The sequence below is a fragment of the Verrucomicrobiota bacterium genome (assembly GCA_037139415.1).
Taxonomy (GTDB): Bacteria; Verrucomicrobiota; Verrucomicrobiia; order Limisphaerales; family Fontisphaeraceae; genus JBAXGN01.
On the sequence record JBAXGN010000188.1, the window covers coordinates 1 to 15,755 of the forward strand.

The following is a 15,755-nucleotide window of genomic DNA, read 5'->3' on the forward strand; positions in this document are numbered from 1 at the left end:
GCAGCCATAATCTGCTGGCGACAGACAATATCTATTTACGGATAAGCACTTAATGTGTTCTCTGGCTTCTTCGCGTGTCATCGTTAATTTTCAATGTGTTGCTGCCGGATTTCCTGCTCGGAGGCGGAGTAAACTGGAGGTGCATCCGCATTCCAAAGCCACTTTTCCTGAGTATCAGTGGCTGTATCCTTTTCCATTGGGGCGATCCACTGCACGGGTAAAATCATCCCTTTCCGGTTGAAGTCCTCGGATCATCAAACTGCCGATGCCATTAACGGCTGAATCAATTGTATGCATACAGTCTTCTTCTCGCCTTCTTGCGCCCAATCCAGTAAGTGGGTTTACTGGTGATGAATTTATGGGAATGATGTGAAATGGAAAGGAGAAAGTTGATCATGGATAGCCATATCACCATCTGGCTATTCATTCCTGCTCATATGAAACCGTTGAGTATGTCTCACGATCATTCCAAACAATATACGTGGGTATCAGTGCGGAGGTAAAAGCCACAGTCGCTGACGGCTGGGGTGGCGATCAGGGTGCCTTCCAGGACGTTCTCCGCCAGGCGTTCAAATTGTTTGCCGGCTTTCAGGACGATGGTTTTGGCGTCTTTCATGAAGAAATAGAGGCGGCCTTGGGCGGCAATCGGCGAGGCCAGGCACCCACTGCCGAGCCGCTCCTGCCAGTGAATGTCGCCGGTGCGGGCGTTCGCGCAGGTGGCCATGCCATCATCCGCAATCCAATAGATTTCCTCCCCGACCAGGATGGGCGAGGACATCACCGGCACCTGCCGCAGGGTTTTCCAGGCGACCTGATTGGTGGTCACGTCGCCCTGACCATCCGGACGCACCGCGTACAGTTGCGCTTTGAAACAGCCGGTGCCGAAGAACACCAGGCCCTGGCCGTAAATCGGGCAAGTGCCAATGGAAAAGCCCTTGCCATGCTGCACGCGCCAGAGTTCCTTGCCGGAGTCCGGATCGTACGCGACCGCCCAATGCGGTCCGGCGGAGAACACCTGGGTTTTTCCCGTCGCTTCGATGATGAGCGGCGAGGAAAACGACTTTTTCAAGTTCGGGCTGTTGGCGGTGACGGGCGGACGGTCGGTCTTCCAAATCACCTCGCCGTTCTCCTTGTTCAACGCTATGACATACTGGGCCTCCCGGCCATCGCGCACGAGGATCAGGCGGTCTTTCCAGAGGATGGGGGAACTGCCCGGGCCCACTTGGTGATCGCAGCGGATTTGTTTTTTCCACACAACTTTGCCGGTATCCGCCTCCAGGCAGGCGGTGCCGAACGTGCCGAACTCGCAATACACCCGGCCCGCCTCCGCAACCGGAGTGGGAGTGGCCCAACTGTTCAACCAGTGAACCGAGTCCGGCTTGGCCACGTCGAAGAGGGTGGTTTCCCAAAGGCTTTTTCCGGAAGTGCGGTCCAGGCAAACCACGCGCAGAGACACATGCTCGGCCACCTGCATGTCATCGGAACCGATCCGGGTGCGCACCACGTTTTTCTCGACCGCTGTGGTCAGCCAGATGCGGTTGCCAATGAAGATGGGCGAGGAACGGCCGCGCCCGGTTACCGGAACCTTCCAGGCAATGTGATTGGTCTCACTCCAGGTGAGCGGCGGGTTGGCGTTCGGCGCAAGACCGTTGCCATTCGGTCCCCGGAACCCCGGCCAATTCGGGGAATCCGCCGTGGCCGCGCCGAGAGGCGCCGCCACCAGGACTGCCGAGAAAGCCAGCACTGCGCGACAGGTTGTTGTGATCTTCATGGGGTAAGGGTGGCAAAATATTTTAATTTCGTCCAGTGCAGTTCAGCTTCGGCTTGACGGCAGTTACGGGAGAGTCATAGCGTTCGTCATGTTTATTGGCCAATGGCAACGCGCCTTGATCACCTTCCGACGAGGGTTGATGCAGGTGCCATCGCAACGACACGGTGTCCATCCCGGCACCCTGCGGATGTTCGCCATTTGTACGGTGCTTGCCGTTATAATTTCCGGGGTGGCCATGGCTCAAAACAGTCCACCGCCTGTCTCCGGCACCCCGGACAAGGCGGTATTCAACCAGGACCAAACCATCCTGCTGCGCTATCCGCGCGATAAAAAGGGAAGTTATGTGATTCCTGCGAGCGTCACCACCATTTGGCTCGATGCGTTCTCCCGCTGCGACGGCCTGACGGAGGTGACGATTCCCACGAGTGTTACGCATATTGAGAGCCCGGCATTTTCCGACTGCCCCAGCCTGACGGCAATCCATGTGGATGCGGCCAATCCAAACTTCAGCAGTGAGGATGGGGTTCTGTTCGACAAAAACCAGACGGTCCTGATTCGATATCCAGCGGCCAGAACCGGAAGTTACGTGATGCCCGCTAGTGTTACCGAGATGTGGACCTGGCCGTTTGCGTTCTCAGGCAGCACCGGGCTGACCAGTCTGACGATTTCTGCCGGGGTCACCAATATCGTCAATTGGACCTTTGATGGCTGCAATCGCCTGACCGGGATTACCGTCCACGCCGCCAACCTGAACTACCGCAGCGTTGATGGCGTTTTGTTCAATCGCAAGCAGACCGGGCTCATTCGCTATCCCAATGCCAGGTCAGGCAGTTATGCGATCCCTCCCAGCGTCACCACCATTTGGGGAAACGCCTTCTCCCGATGTGCGGGGCTCACCAACGTCACCATTCCCGCCAGCATCACCTTGATCGGGATGAGTTCGTTTGAGGGATGCACCAACCTCCCCGCCTCACTGCGCGAGGCTATTCAAAACCTCGCCCGTTCGCGAAACCCCAAAGCGCCCGTCTCCCCATTCGGCACGGAAGAAACCTCGCCGCTTCCCAACTCAACGCTGTATTAGACTTCCGTCAGCTATTTTTGGTACACCCGCACGTAATCATAGACGGCGAACACCGGCAGACGGCTTTCATCCACCGCATCGGTGCCGCCGAGCGGGGAGGCGATGGTGGTCAGCCAGACATTCATATCGCCGTGATCCGGCAGCTTGGTGACCGGATTGATGTGTACCACTTTGCCGTCAAAGTAATACACAATCCTTTCCGGCGTGAACTCGCAGGCCCAGGTGTGGAACTCCGCCGATTCATCCGGCGTGACCACGTTGCGATGTCCCAGCCCGCGATGTTCCGGCGCCCACTGATGTAGGTTCGCGCCATAGAGCTTAAGCCGGCTGGAATCATTTTCGCAGATGTCAATTTCCTGGCGTGAACCCTCGTGGCTATCGCGATTGGCCTCGGTGTTGCGCATCAGCCAGAAGGAGGTGTGCCACCCTTTGGTGGGCGGCACCTTGAAGCGCGACTCAAAGTAGCCGTAGCGAAAGAAGCGCTTGGAAATGATGCCGCCGGCCGTGTAATCGGAATTCCCCACCTTTTGCTTGCGGCAGGCCAGCCAAAGGCTGCCATCATGCACGGATACGCTTTCCGGCACTTGCGTGCTCCAGTAGCGAACGCCGGTACGGTAAATCCACTCGCCAGGGTTCAGTTTATCTCCATTAAACTCGTCGGCCCATACCAGCTTGTAGCCAGGCGGCGGTTCGCCGGGTTTCAGGATGGGCAGATCGGCAAACAGACTTTTTTCGGGCGCGGGCGGCTTGGTGCCAATGGGTTCTCCGACGATCAGAAATCCACTTAGATAAAGCCCGTTGGCCGCATACGGTTTGGGATCCGTAATTGGCGCTCCCGCCTTTTTCATGATCGCTGCCTTGTCAATTTTGGAGGGTAGCAATTCCAGGCGCACCCGGTGTTCCCGATCCGGCAGCGGTTTGGCGAAATACCACGTTTTCAAATAATACCGTCCGGGCGTGGAATAGGAGTCGAAGAGGGTGCCGGTCTCGGATTGATCATCCACGGTGACGCGGAATTCCCCGTTATCCGGACCTTTGAGACCGACGATACCCAGCCTGGTTCCCTTGAAGCGAAACTCCACCGCTGCCCCTAGTTCAAAAGCGGCCCAGGTTGGTGGCGTCAGCCCGCCTTTTTGCAACGACACATGGTTATCCTCGGGCGGCAGTGCCTGCCATTGGCCATCGGGAGTGGCTTCCCCAACCGTCAGAATCCGGGCACGCTGCCAATGATCCGCCGTCAAGGGTGCCGACAGCGAATGCGGACCGGGCCGTCCGGTCCGGCCGAATTCGGGCAGCACCGCCACCAGCCGCTCTGTGTAAAGCCGGTGCCCCGCATCGGTGGGGTGGGTGTTGTCCCGGGTGAAAATCAGGCGACCGGAAGGCTCGTTGCCACGCACATCCGCCGTAACCGAGGCCGGTGCGGAAAATACCAGCGATCCGGCGGCCTCCCGGCGGGCGACTTCCACACCAAAGTTGAACGCAGGAATGCCGTAGTGCGCCGCCACCTTTTCCATGGAACGCGCCGCCCCTTGGTATTTGCCGGTATGCAAATCTTTGAGGATGGATTGCGATACCGTGTACACAAAGCAGATGTCGGTGAGCGGATTGGCCGCCCAGGTCTGGCGGACGATGCCTTCCATTTGCGCCACCACTTGCGCGGATTCGCTGCCGTCATTCACCGCGAATTCCACAAACAACAAGTCTGGTTTGTGACGCAACACATCGCGCTCCAACCGGGGTGCGCCATAGCTGGAGCCGGTGCCGGATACCGCTGCAAAAATCTCGTGTACGGTGGTTTTGGGATATTGTTTGCGAAACCATTCCAGGCTCATGGTTCGCCAGCCATCCGCCGAGGTGATGCTGCCGCCGAGGTATGCAATGCGCACCTCTCCGCCCGTGGTCAACTTGGCAAAGACATTGGGCAAACCGTCACGGCTGGAGTATTCCACGACCGGCGCGGCGGCGAACAAAGATACTGTCCACGCGCACAACAGCAATAACGGTGGAACCCATTTCTGCTGAAACCCAGTTGGCTGGCATCGGATCATGGACAAAAGTTTATTCGGAGCCTTGGGAGAGTCAAGGCATGACTGGCGACACATTTTGTTTGGCGAGTGCGGGGAATTCAGGCAGGCTGCCGGGGAATAAGAAATGGACCGCTTTATGATTATGAAAAATTCGATCCGCTGGTTTGGAAGTTGGCTGGCCTTGGTGTTTTCAACGGCTGTCACGGCCTTCGCCGCCGATGGCCTGACGCCCGACTCCTCCGGTTCGGCACCCGCCTCCGGCGATCCTGCGTTTAACCTTACCGATGCCGTCACGCTTGAAGCCTGGGTGAAACCCAGCGCCAAAATGCCGTCCAGCGGTGCCCGCATCCTGGACAAATCCTCTCCCGGCACAGATGAGGCGTACATGCTGGATACCTTCCCCGGAAATTCCCTGCGCCTGACGACCGCGAATAAGGCGCTGTCGTTCAAGGCCAATCTCTCCCCCGGCAAGTTTACGCATGTGGTTGGGGTTTACAGCGCCTCTAAGCGCATTCAAAAATTGTACGTGGACGGCAAAGAAGTGGCCTCCAAGACCGCTGGTGGGTTCCCGCCTTTGACCATCAACCGCAACCCGCTGAATGTGGGCGCGGATAAGGATGGTCACAACCTCTTCCATGGAGTCATCCAACGCGCGGCGGTGTATAAGGTCGCGCTGACCGCAGAGGAAATTGCGGCGCGCGCTCAGGGCGGCGCGGCTCCGGCGGGCGTGATTGCGGAATGGGATTTCACCAAAGAGCCGCAGAAGGGGGCGTATGCCGCGTTGAATAGCGGTGGGCCTGCCTTGGTGATGGGGGCCACCTCGATGATGGAGCGTAATGCGATCGAGATCACCGGGGAAGCTGCAACGCCGCCGGGCGATCTGGTTTTGTGGTATCGCCAGCCCGCGCAGAAATGGGAGGAAGCCCTGCCGGTCGGCAACGGCATCCTGGGCGCGATGGTGTATGGCGGCGTGCTGGCTGAACATCTCCAGTTCAATGAGCACACGGTCTGGACCGGCCAGCCGCACGCGTATCATCACGAGGGCGCGGTCAAGGCTTTGCCGGAGATGCGCCGATTGTTGCAGGAGGGCAGGGCGGTCGAAGCCATCGGCTTGCAACGGGAAAAGGAAGCCCGGGAATTGGAGAGCAAAGGCCAGACTGCTGAATCGAAAGCCAAGTCCCGCGAATCCCAGGAAGCGCTCAAGGCTGCCCGGGCAAAGCAGAAGGAGGCCGAGGACCTCGGCATGAAAGAATTCATGAGTGAGCCGTTACACCAGAAAGCGTATCAGCCGTTCGGGGATTTATGGCTGGAGTTTCCGGGGCAGCAAAAGGCGGCGAACTATCGCCGCTGGCTGGATCTGGATACCGGTATCTGCACCAGTGAATACCAAGGGGATGGCGTGACCTTCCGGCGGGAAGTGCTGGCCTCGCATCCCGATCACGTCATTGCCGTGCGCGTCAGCGCGGATCAACCGGGCAAGTTGAATGCGCGGATTTTCCTGAACAGCGCGCACAAGGAAACGCAGGTATCGGTCGAGGGCCGGGATACGGTGATCCTGCGCGGCATCGTGGAAACCAACGGCGTGCAGTTTGAGAGCCGCGCCCAAGTGTCCGTGGAAGGCGGTCAACTGGCCGCCGAAACCGGCGCTCTCACGGTAACTGGCGCCACGTCATTATTGGTCCGGCTGGTGGGCGCTTCCAGTTTCAAGAATTATCAGGATATCTCCGCCGACCCGGCGGCGCGCTGCATGGAGTTGATGGGCCGCGTGACCGGAAAATCCTGGGAGCAATTGAAGCAGGCGCATCTGGCAGATCATCAGGCATTGTTCGGACGGGTGAAATTGGACCTGGGCCGCACGGATGCCGCGAAGAACCCGACGGACAAACGCATTGCCGAATTCGGCGCGGGCAACGATCCGCACCTGGCGGCGTTGGCCTTCCAATATGGCCGCTACCTGCTGATCGGGTCGAGTCGCCCGGGCGGGCAACCGGCCAACTTGCAGGGCGTGTGGAACGACAAATTGCGGCCGCCGTGGGATAGCAAATACACCTGCAACATCAACGTGCAGATGAACTATTGGCCGGTGGAAGTGGCCAACCTGAGCGAATGCACCGCGCCGTTGTTTGATGCCATGGATGAGCTGATGTTGTCCGGGCGCGAAACCGCCAAGGCGCATTACGGCGCGCGCGGTTGGGTGTTGCACCACAACTTTGATATCTGGCGCGGCACCGCGCCCATCAACGCCTCCAACCACGGCATCTGGGTGCCGGGCGGCGCGTGGATGTGCATGCATCTTTGGGAGCATTACCTGTTCACGCGGGACGTGGCGTTTCTGCGCCGTGCCTACCCGGTAATGAAAGAGGCCGCGCTGTTTTTCACCGATTACCTGGTGGAAGATCCCCAAACCAAGTGGCTGATCAGCGGGCCGTCGAATTCCCCCGAGCAGGGCGGCCTGGTCATGGGCCCCATGATGGATCACCAGATCATCCGCTCGCTGTTCGTGGCCTGCATGGATGCGGCGAAAACTCTGGGCACCGACGCGGACTTCGCGGCGAAGCTGGCGGCGATGCAACCGCGCATCGCGCCCAACCTGGTGGGACAATACGGCCAGCTCCAGGAATGGATCGAGGACAAGGATATCCCCAAGAACCAGCACCGCCACGTCTCGCACCTCTGGGGTGCCTATCCCGGCTGCGACATCACCTGGCAGGACACCAAATTCTTCAATGCCGCCCGGCAATCCCTCATTTACCGCGGCGACGCCGCCACGGGCTGGAGCATGGGCTGGAAGGTCAACCTCTGGGCGCGGTTCCTGGATGGCGACCACGCCTATATCATCCTGCGCAACCTGCTCGATCCGGTGGGCAAAGGCAAAGGCGGGTTGTACCCAAACATGTTTGACGCGCATCCGCCCTTCCAGATTGACGGTAACTTTGGGGCTGCTGCCGGCATTGCGGAAATGCTGGTGCAAAGTCATGTGCGGGACGCACAAGGCACGCATCTGGTCCATCTGTTGCCCGCGTTACCCTCCAACTGGGCCAACGGTTCGGTGAAGGGCTTGCGGGCGCGCGGCGGTTTTGAACTGGATCTGACCTGGGCCGGAGGGAAACTGACCGGCGCCATGATCCGCTCGCTGTCCGGCCAACCGTTGAAAGTGAAATATGGTACGCAGGAAGTGGCGGCATCCACCAAGGCTGGCGAAACCTATCGCCTGGATGGTAGTTTGAAGTGGGGGAAGTAGGGTGCGGCGCAAACGGAGGTGACGAGATTTCCGCCGCGCATTTGCAGGAAGACCTGAAGTTCGCGCTGCGCGGGTTCGCAGAAGTAAAACGCGAACTGGGATTTTAGCGCATCACCAACTCCCGGCTCCCAATCATGCCGACTTCTTGGACTTGCGTCCGGGTAGCGGCACCACTGCCCGGGGAATGGTGGCGACCACACGCGTGCCCGGATGGGCGGGCAGAATCTTCAGCGAGCCGCCCAGGTTGCGCAGGCGCTCCTGCATTCCGGGAATGCCGACACCGTAGCTGGACTGGAATTTGCTGGTGACATCCTTGACCGGTATTCCTTTGCCAGCATCCTTGATCTCCAGGCGCACAAACCGGGGGGTGAAAACCAGACGCACTTGTGCCGTCGGGCTGGCCGAGTGGCGGTGGACGTTCGACAGCGCTTCCTGCAATACGCGGTAGAGGGTCAGTTCCTGCTCTTCCGGGAGCAAATCCACCCGGGATGAGATGTCCTCCCGGATTTCAATGCCGCTGCGCCGGCCAAATTCCCGGGCGTAATAGCGCACCGCCTCAACCAGGCCCAACTCCTTCAAGTGCGGCGGATGCAGCAAGAAGGAGATGGTGCGCACTTCGCGAAGGCATTGTTTAAAAATATCGAGGCTCTCGTCGGCCAGAGTGCGAATACTCTCATCGGCGTGGGCCAACTTCTTTTTCAACTGCGTCAGGCTCAGGAGTTGACCCACCAATTGTTGGGCGACCGAGTCGTGCAATTCCCGGGCAATGCGCCGCCGTTCCTGATCCTCCGAGCGCAACAGGTCTGTGGAGAGTTTGGTCAGCCGCGCTTCGGCCTGCTTGCGTTCGCTGATGTCGCGTACGATCGCCATCATTCCCACCACACTCCCGGTCTTGTCGCGCACCACGGAAGTCAGCAGCTCCACGGGAAACACCTCCCCGTTTTTCCGCCGATATTCCTTTTCGTAAACTTTGGAATGTCCCAACGGCAGGATTTGGCTGGTCACAATTTCCTGCTCACAAGCATGCCATTTTATTGGGGTGATATTCAGGTAGGTCAGGCGCGTCAGTTCCTCCTGGGAGTAACCCAGCAACTCCTCGTAGGCGCGATTGCAGAACTGGATTCGTCCTTGCATGTCCACCTGCACGAAGGCATCCCGCATGCTGTCATATAGAAGCCGGTATTTCTCCTCACTTTCCCGCAACGCCAGGTTGATGGCCTGGAGTTCCGCCGTCCGTTCCCGCACCCGCAATTCCAGTTGCTCGTGGCTCTCCCGCAGGGCCTGCTCGGCTTGTTTGCGTTCAGTAATATCCTCCGCCATCACCAAAACACCTTGCCGTCCATCCGGCAATTGGATCGCGGCTTCCCGCAGCCGGACGGTGCGCAGGCTACCGTCTTTGCGGATATTCAGCACTTCATGTTCAAAGTTCCCCTTCGAAGCCACCGTGGCAAGATGCATGTCTACCAACGCAATCTGCCCCGGCGGAACAAATAACCGCACATTCCGGCCCAGCAGTTCTTTTCGGGAATAACCGGTATCGCGACACAAGGCTTCGTTGGCGTCAAGGATGGTCCCTTGCTGGTCTTCCAGAAGAATACCGCAGGGCGACAGGTCAAAGAAAGCGCGATAGAGCAGGTCCTCTTGCACCAGACCTGCACTCTTATCCGGGCGCACACGATGGCGGCGTTTATTCATCAACGCTTTCAATTCCGGTCATTAAACCTGTGGTTCAACGGTCGTTCGGCAGTATATACCGGTTTTGGAATAAGGATAGGAATTTATTGACTGGCAAAATCACCCCCGCTTGCCGCTGGACGAACCCTCGTTTGCCATCGGCTGGTCAAATGTTTTTGCCAGTAAATATTCATGCCATGTTCGGCCGCTCGGCCTCCTATGTTTATGCCGCTTAATTTTTTTGCTAAAGTATTCCGGTTTCGGAATTTAGTTTTCGGTTTCCGCAAAACGCATTGACGGTGAGCAAATTATCCACCATACGTTTGGTCCATGAAATCGCATTTGCTTTTACATGCGGCGGATTTCGCCGCCAATAAACATCGCCTGCAACGACGCAAAGGGGGGGAGTCGGTTCCGTACATCAATCATCCCATCGCCGTCGCCCGGTTGCTGGCTGAGGTGGCTGGAATCGCGGATGAGGCCATCCTGGCCGCTGCCTTGCTGCATGACACGATTGAAGACACCGGCACCACCCCGGAAGAATTGGAGCGGGAATTCGGCGCGCGAGTGTGCGGGCTGGTGCAGGAGGTTACGGATGATAAATCGCTGCCTCGGGCGACCCGCAAGGCCGCGCAGATCACGCACGCCCCGCATCTGTCTCCCGGCGCCGCAGTCATCAAACTGGCGGATAAAATCACCAATGTCCGGGATATCGCCAGTGCGCCGCCCGAGGGCTGGACTCATGAGCGGTGCGTGGAGTATTTCGACTGGGCGGCCAGGGTGGTGGCGCAATTGCCCAAGGTCAGTCCCGAACTGGATGCGCTGTTCGCCCGGACGCTGGAAGAAAACCGTGGTCGGCTGGGGAAATAATGGCGCTCGTAGGAGCCGCGTTTTCCGAACGCATGACCGGGTGTTCCCAATCGGGGAATGACCCAATGGAAAAATCATCAGGAGCAATATAAAGGTTGCAAAACCGCCCGATTCAAGCAATCTTTTGCCGATTAAACGGCGTCGCCATAGCAAATGATTCCAGGTCTAAATCAGTTTTCGCCAGGCCAAAAGGTCGGGGCGGGGCGTTATTCCCTGATTGAACTGTTGGGGCAGGGGGGTATGGGGGTGGTGTGGCTGGCGCAGGATGAGCGATTGCAGGAGCAAGTCGCCTTAAAATTCCTTCTCCCTTTCGTGCAAAACGATCCCGAGGCGCTGGATAGCCTGCGCCGCGAAACCGCCCGTTCGCACAAATTGGCGCACCCCAATATTATCCGCACGCACGACTTTCATGAGTTCCCTGGGGAAACGCCGTTTATTTCGATGGAGTATGTGTCGGGCAAGACGTTGGATGCCTTGCGCTGGGACAAGCCGGACGGTTTTTTTACGTGGGAGGAGCTGAAACCGCTGGTCCGGCAGTTGTGTGACGCATTGGATTACGCCCATACCGAGGGGGTGGTGCATCGCGATTTGAAACCCGCCAACATGATGCTGGATGGCAAGGGGCGGCTCAAGTTGTCGGATTTTGGCATTGCGGCGGTGTTGAGTGAGTCTGCCGGCCGGATTACTTCGCGTGCCGCCAAAGGGGGGACGGAAATGTACATGAGTCCCCAGCAGGTCAATGGCGACGCTCCTGCGATCACCGACGATATCTACGCCTTGGGCGCTTCCTTGTATCAGTTGCTGACCAGCCAGCCGCCATTTTATACCGGCGTTATCCCTTATCAGGTGATCCATGTTGAGGCGGATTCCCTGCACCAGCGGCTGGATGAATTGGGGTTGCGCAACGATATTCCCCCCACCGTGTCCACCGTGATCATGTCCTGTCTGGCCAAGCAGCCGGGGCAGCGTCCGCGCAGTGCCCGCGAGGTCCTGGTCCAATTAAATTTTGGGAGGAAAACGGCCGATCCGGCCCATCTGATGCTTAAGGTGGAGCCGGTCAATGCTACCGTGATGCTGAATGGACGGTTGCTGGGGTCGCCGGTGCCGGAGTGCATCTCCCTGGAGTCCGGCCAGCATTGCCTGGTGGAAGTTTCGGCGCCCGGCCATGCGAAACGCAGTGAACGCTTTTATGTGACCCCGGGGTTGGAAAAACAATTGAGTATCGCGTTGGTTCAGGAGTCATCCCTGTCAGCTCCGGCACCGGTGCAGCCGCGAAGGGAGCCGGCGGCGTTGCCTGCGCCGAGCCGTCAGCCGCCGCCCAGCCGGTCGCCCACGACTGGGCACAAGTCACCCGGGAGCAGCGAGGGGGCGGGAGCCGCAGTATCACCACCCGCGCCGGGCGTTCGTCCGGGGTTTCAATCGCGCGTTCCGGTGGTGCCCAAGGCGGAACGGCGATCCTCGGGACGTCGTGGTCTCCTGGTGGTTGTACTTTTGGCTCTGGTGCTTGCGGCGGGCTATTTTGGCTGGCAGCAGTTCAATACGGAGCCCGGCCCCGTGACGAATGCCGCGATTGTCACCGGCTCCATCAAGGTCAGCGCCGAACCCGCCAACACCGTGGCGGTGCTGGTCTCGGATAAGGCGAGTGTGACCAATTCCAGCCTGGCCCCGTTCACTTCGTTGGCCCCTGGAACCTATACGTTGACGCTGACTCACCCCACCTGTCTGACCACTCAGTTGGTGGTGAGCCTGAAGAGCAATGAGACGGTGGACCTCGGCGTGATCCGGCTGACTGAAGGACGTGGCAATCTGCTGCTGGATGTCGCGGTGGAGGGCGTCCGGTATGAAATTACCCACCAACTCCGCAAGGAACTGTTTTATCAAGATACCACGGACAACCCCATGGTATTTACGAACCTGCTGGCGGGTCCGTATCAAGTGGTTTTAAAGCGGAAAGGCTGGGCGAATATCACCAGCAATGTGACGGTGGTCCCTGCGCAGGTGGCGGTGTTTAAACCGACTTATAAAGCCGGCAGCCTGCGGATTTCGAGCGGTCCGCAAGGGGTGGAGTACGAACTTTGGAGTAACGATGCGCGGGTGTCGCAACCGGATTTGGACAACGTGCCGCCCGGCCAGTACCAGGTGCGTTTCAAATGGCCCGTTTATGAGTTGTCCCACGAGGTTCCCGTGGTGCTGGCTGAAAATGAAGCCCGCGAGGTGGCGTACCAATTCCCGCATGGTACTGTGGAACTTAGCGCGGATGTGCCCAAGGTGACGTTCTATCTGGATGAACAAGCGGAGAACGCCAAAAACCACTTGGGCGAAGGTTCGGTGACGGCTGTTGTGCCGGCGGGGCCGCACAAGTTTATTGCGAAGGCGGCGCAACGCCCGCAGGTGATTGAAAAAACGGTTGAAATCCAACCGGGAGCCACTGCAACACAGCGCTTTGAATTCAACCCCATCAAACCAACGCAACCGGACCCGGGCGGCAGTAAAATTGAAGTTGATCCGCAAAAAGCAGCCCTGATCCTGAGCCAGTTTGCCAAAACCCAGACGATCTCCGGGGAAATCAACCGCGTGGACTTGGGCAACGGCGTGGAACTGCCGGTCTGCCATATTGCGGCCGGACAATTTCTGATGGGCAGCACCAAGCTGGAACGGGAGTGGGCCGCGCAGGTGACGGGCAACGTGGCCTTTGAAGGCACCGGCGAGCCTCAAGTTACCAGGATCGCGGAAAAGTTTTGGATGGGACAAACCGAGGTGACGGTCGGTCAGTGGCGGCGGTTTGCCCAAGTCGCCGGCTTCAAAACCGATGCCGAAGGCAAGGATACCTCGCGCTGGTTTGACTTGAAGGAACAGAAATGGCTCTGGCTCAAAGGCAGTTGGAAGACGCCGCTGTTTGGCAGCGGTTTTACGCTGCAAGAGAGTCATCCCGCAACCTGCATCAAATGGGGGGAAGCCGTCCGTTACTGCGATTGGTTGACCGAGATGTTGCGCAAAACGGGTCAGTTGCCGCCCAAGCTGGTATGCCGGTTGCCCACCGAGGCCGAATGGGAGTATGCCTGCCGGGGAAACAAACCACGCGCCGACTTCTGGTGGCGTGAGGGCGAGGTCGCCGAGATGAATGTGGCCGGGCGGGAAAGCGTGTGGAAATACGAAGATTGGAATGACCGCTATCCCTGGCTGGCGACCGCGGATGCGGGGGATCGTCGCCGTCAGAATGGCTTTCTGTTGGTGGATATGCTGGGCAATGTGCGGGAATGGTGCCTGGACTCATTCGATAAAAAAGGTGCGCATCCCACGCTCTATACCAGCAACGGCTCGGAACGGGTGGTGCGTGGCGGTTCCTTCGCCGATCCCCGCGCGGATGCGCGTTGCGCCAGCCGGTTTGGAGAAGGCACCGATATTGCCGATTCGCGCATTGGCTTCCGCGTCTGCATTGGTTTGCCGGCGCAGTAATGGTTGATTTTGGCCGGCGCACGGGATACCTTGGCCGCATGAAAGCACGCACATACACTCTGGTCCTTGGCATCGGCCTGGCAGGTTACGGCCTCTGGGCGGCGGAATTACGGTTGGGCATGATCGGGCTCGACACCTCCCATTGTACCGCCTTTACCAGGCTCATTAATGATCCAAAAGACAAGGATCATGTGGCGGGGGGAAAGGTCACCGTCGCCTATAAATGTTTCAGCCCGGATATCGAAAGCAGCGCCAATCGCGTTGAGGGGTATGCCAAACAGCTTCAGGAACAATATCAGGTCAAACTGGTCGGCAGCATCGCCGAATTGCTTCAGGAAGTGGATGGCGTCCTGATTGAAAGTGTGGATGGCCGCCCGCACTTGGAACAAGCCCGGCCAGTGATCCTGGCCAAAAAGCCGCTCTTCATTGACAAGCCGGTCGCCGGCTCGCTCGACGATGCCATTGCCATCTATAAGCTGGCCAAAGAACATGGCACCCCCGTGTTTTCCTCCTCGGCCTATCGGTACTATGACAGCCTGGTCGCGCTTGCCAAAACCAATGTGGGCGTCATCCGCAGCGTGATTTCGTATGGTCCCTGCTCCCTGGAGCCGCATCATCCCGATTTGTTCTGGTACGGCATCCACGCCAGTGAAGCGCTGTTCACGGTGATGGGTCCCGGTTGTGAAAGTGTCGTGCGCACCTCCACCCCGGATACCGAGGTGGTTACCGGCCTTTGGAAAGACGGACGCACCGGCGTCCTCATGGGATTGCGTAACGGCCCCACCCCGCACAAGGTGATCATCTTCGGCAGCAAAGCGGTGGCGGAACAACAAGGCAGCGGCACCTATGCGCCCCTGGTGCGTGAAATCATGAAATTCATGCAAACCGGTGTCGCCCCGGTGTCGCCCGCGGAAACGCTGGAATTATTTGGGTTCATGGCGGCGGCGGATGAGAGCAAACGGCAGGGCGGGGCACCGGTGAAAATCAAGCCGGTTGCAAACCCATAAGAATGCAGGTTCGCAGGTTCCGTAAACAGACGGCAACCAATAGCAGGCGAAATGCCAACTATTTGCGTGGCGCAAACAGCGCCGAAAAAGGTGCATGAAAGTCAGCTTTTTAGAGAATAGTAAGACAACAACCACTTATTGCCTTGCTGCTCTGTGTTTGGTGGCTGCATTTGGTTGTACTCCAACTGATCCCATTGACCAGGTAGTAAAGATGGAATCGAAAAATCCGGGTTTCAGGCGAGGTATGTATTTCAGGGGATTCCGTACCACTAATCAACTATCTCTAGAGGTTGTGGCTGCAAAAGCGGTTGGAGCGTCGTTGACAAACATTGTCCTGTTGGAAAAGAGACAAGTGTTTATTCCTATGAAGGGCTTTGAGCACGTTCCAGGCATCAATGATTATACTGCAGTGCTATTGAAGAATGGATCAAAAAGAATTGTTCTTCTCTTGCAAAATAATCCAGGTTCGCAAAGTTGGTCATACAGAAGTTATAAAGCGGAATGACTAACAATATCGGACGGCAACCAATACGGAGATTGCTGCAATGTGTAATAAAGGGGTCACCCATAGTATTGATTCCGGTGAATTGCAGGGGGTTTTTCAGCAGGTTTTTTGGACGGCTAAACC

The 15,755-nt window shown here is 58.1% G+C and carries 9 protein-coding genes; 6 read left to right on the forward strand and 3 right to left on the reverse strand.

The window, feature by feature from the left end; translation table 11 throughout:
* Positions 1 to 463: 463 nt before the first annotated feature.
* Positions 464 to 1,771, reverse strand: coding sequence for a PQQ-binding-like beta-propeller repeat protein (locus WCO56_24300; GenBank protein MEI7732716.1), 1,308 nt, complete (start codon positions 1,769 to 1,771; stop codon positions 464 to 466).
* An 88-nt stretch (positions 1,772 to 1,859) separates the two neighbouring features.
* On the opposite strand from WCO56_24300, the gene WCO56_24305 reads away from it, so the two are divergent.
* Entirely contained in the window at positions 1,860 to 2,852 is a 993-nt protein-coding gene (locus WCO56_24305) for a leucine-rich repeat domain-containing protein (protein MEI7732717.1), read from the forward strand.
* Between the two features lie 11 nt (positions 2,853 to 2,863).
* On the opposite strand, the gene WCO56_24310 is transcribed toward WCO56_24305, so the two are convergent.
* Positions 2,864 to 4,900 carry a family 16 glycosylhydrolase gene (locus tag WCO56_24310; protein MEI7732718.1) on the reverse strand — a complete coding sequence of 679 codons (2,037 nt, stop codon included), beginning with the start codon at positions 4,898 to 4,900 and terminating at the stop codon, positions 2,864 to 2,866.
* A gap of 121 nt (positions 4,901 to 5,021) precedes the next feature.
* Between WCO56_24310 and WCO56_24315 the strand changes: the two genes are divergently transcribed.
* Positions 5,022 to 8,120 carry a glycoside hydrolase N-terminal domain-containing protein gene (locus WCO56_24315; protein ID MEI7732719.1) on the forward strand — a complete coding sequence of 1,033 codons (3,099 nt, stop codon included), beginning with the start codon at positions 5,022 to 5,024 and terminating at the stop codon, positions 8,118 to 8,120.
* A 132-nt stretch (positions 8,121 to 8,252) separates the two neighbouring features.
* Here WCO56_24315 and WCO56_24320 read toward each other — a convergent pair whose 3' ends face one another.
* Positions 8,253 to 9,815 carry a PAS domain S-box protein gene (locus WCO56_24320; protein ID MEI7732720.1) on the reverse strand — a complete coding sequence of 521 codons (1,563 nt, stop codon included), beginning with the start codon at positions 9,813 to 9,815 and terminating at the stop codon, positions 8,253 to 8,255.
* A gap of 309 nt (positions 9,816 to 10,124) precedes the next feature.
* Between WCO56_24320 and WCO56_24325 the strand changes: the two genes are divergently transcribed.
* The 4 genes from WCO56_24325 (at position 10,125) to WCO56_24340 (ending at position 15,632) form a co-directional block, all read left to right on the forward strand.
* Positions 10,125 to 10,664 carry an HD domain-containing protein gene (locus tag WCO56_24325; protein MEI7732721.1) on the forward strand — a complete coding sequence of 180 codons (540 nt, stop codon included), beginning with the start codon at positions 10,125 to 10,127 and terminating at the stop codon, positions 10,662 to 10,664.
* 153 nt (positions 10,665 to 10,817) lie between these two features.
* Positions 10,818 to 14,120 carry an SUMF1/EgtB/PvdO family nonheme iron enzyme gene (locus tag WCO56_24330; GenBank protein ID MEI7732722.1) on the forward strand — a complete coding sequence of 1,101 codons (3,303 nt, stop codon included), beginning with the start codon at positions 10,818 to 10,820 and terminating at the stop codon, positions 14,118 to 14,120.
* A 38-nt stretch (positions 14,121 to 14,158) separates the two neighbouring features.
* Entirely contained in the window at positions 14,159 to 15,127 is a 969-nt protein-coding gene (locus tag WCO56_24335) for a Gfo/Idh/MocA family oxidoreductase (GenBank protein MEI7732723.1), read from the forward strand.
* 94 nt (positions 15,128 to 15,221) lie between these two features.
* Positions 15,222 to 15,632, forward strand: a complete 411-nt coding sequence (locus tag WCO56_24340; GenBank protein MEI7732724.1) for a hypothetical protein — start codon at positions 15,222 to 15,224, stop codon at positions 15,630 to 15,632.
* Positions 15,633 to 15,755: the final 123 nt, after the last annotated feature.

Bases quoted from the DNA above. Each gene is read 5' to 3' on its own strand.
- WCO56_24305 (MEI7732717.1), top strand. From the start codon at position 1,860: ATGTTTATTGGCCAATGGCAACGCGCCTTGATCACCTTCCGACGAGGG.
- WCO56_24325 (MEI7732721.1), top strand. From the start codon at position 10,125: ATGAAATCGCATTTGCTTTTACATGCGGCGGATTTCGCCGCCAATAAA.
- WCO56_24335 (MEI7732723.1), top strand. From the start codon at position 14,159: ATGAAAGCACGCACATACACTCTGGTCCTTGGCATCGGCCTGGCAGGT.
- WCO56_24300 (MEI7732716.1), bottom strand. From the start codon at position 1,771: ATGAAGATCACAACAACCTGTCGCGCAGTGCTGGCTTTCTCGGCAGTC.
- WCO56_24340 (MEI7732724.1), top strand. From the start codon at position 15,222: ATGAAAGTCAGCTTTTTAGAGAATAGTAAGACAACAACCACTTATTGC.
- WCO56_24310 (MEI7732718.1), bottom strand. From the start codon at position 4,900: ATGATCCGATGCCAGCCAACTGGGTTTCAGCAGAAATGGGTTCCACCG.
- WCO56_24315 (MEI7732719.1), top strand. From the start codon at position 5,022: ATGAAAAATTCGATCCGCTGGTTTGGAAGTTGGCTGGCCTTGGTGTTT.
- WCO56_24320 (MEI7732720.1), bottom strand. From the start codon at position 9,815: ATGAATAAACGCCGCCATCGTGTGCGCCCGGATAAGAGTGCAGGTCTG.
- WCO56_24330 (MEI7732722.1), top strand. From the start codon at position 10,818: ATGATTCCAGGTCTAAATCAGTTTTCGCCAGGCCAAAAGGTCGGGGCG.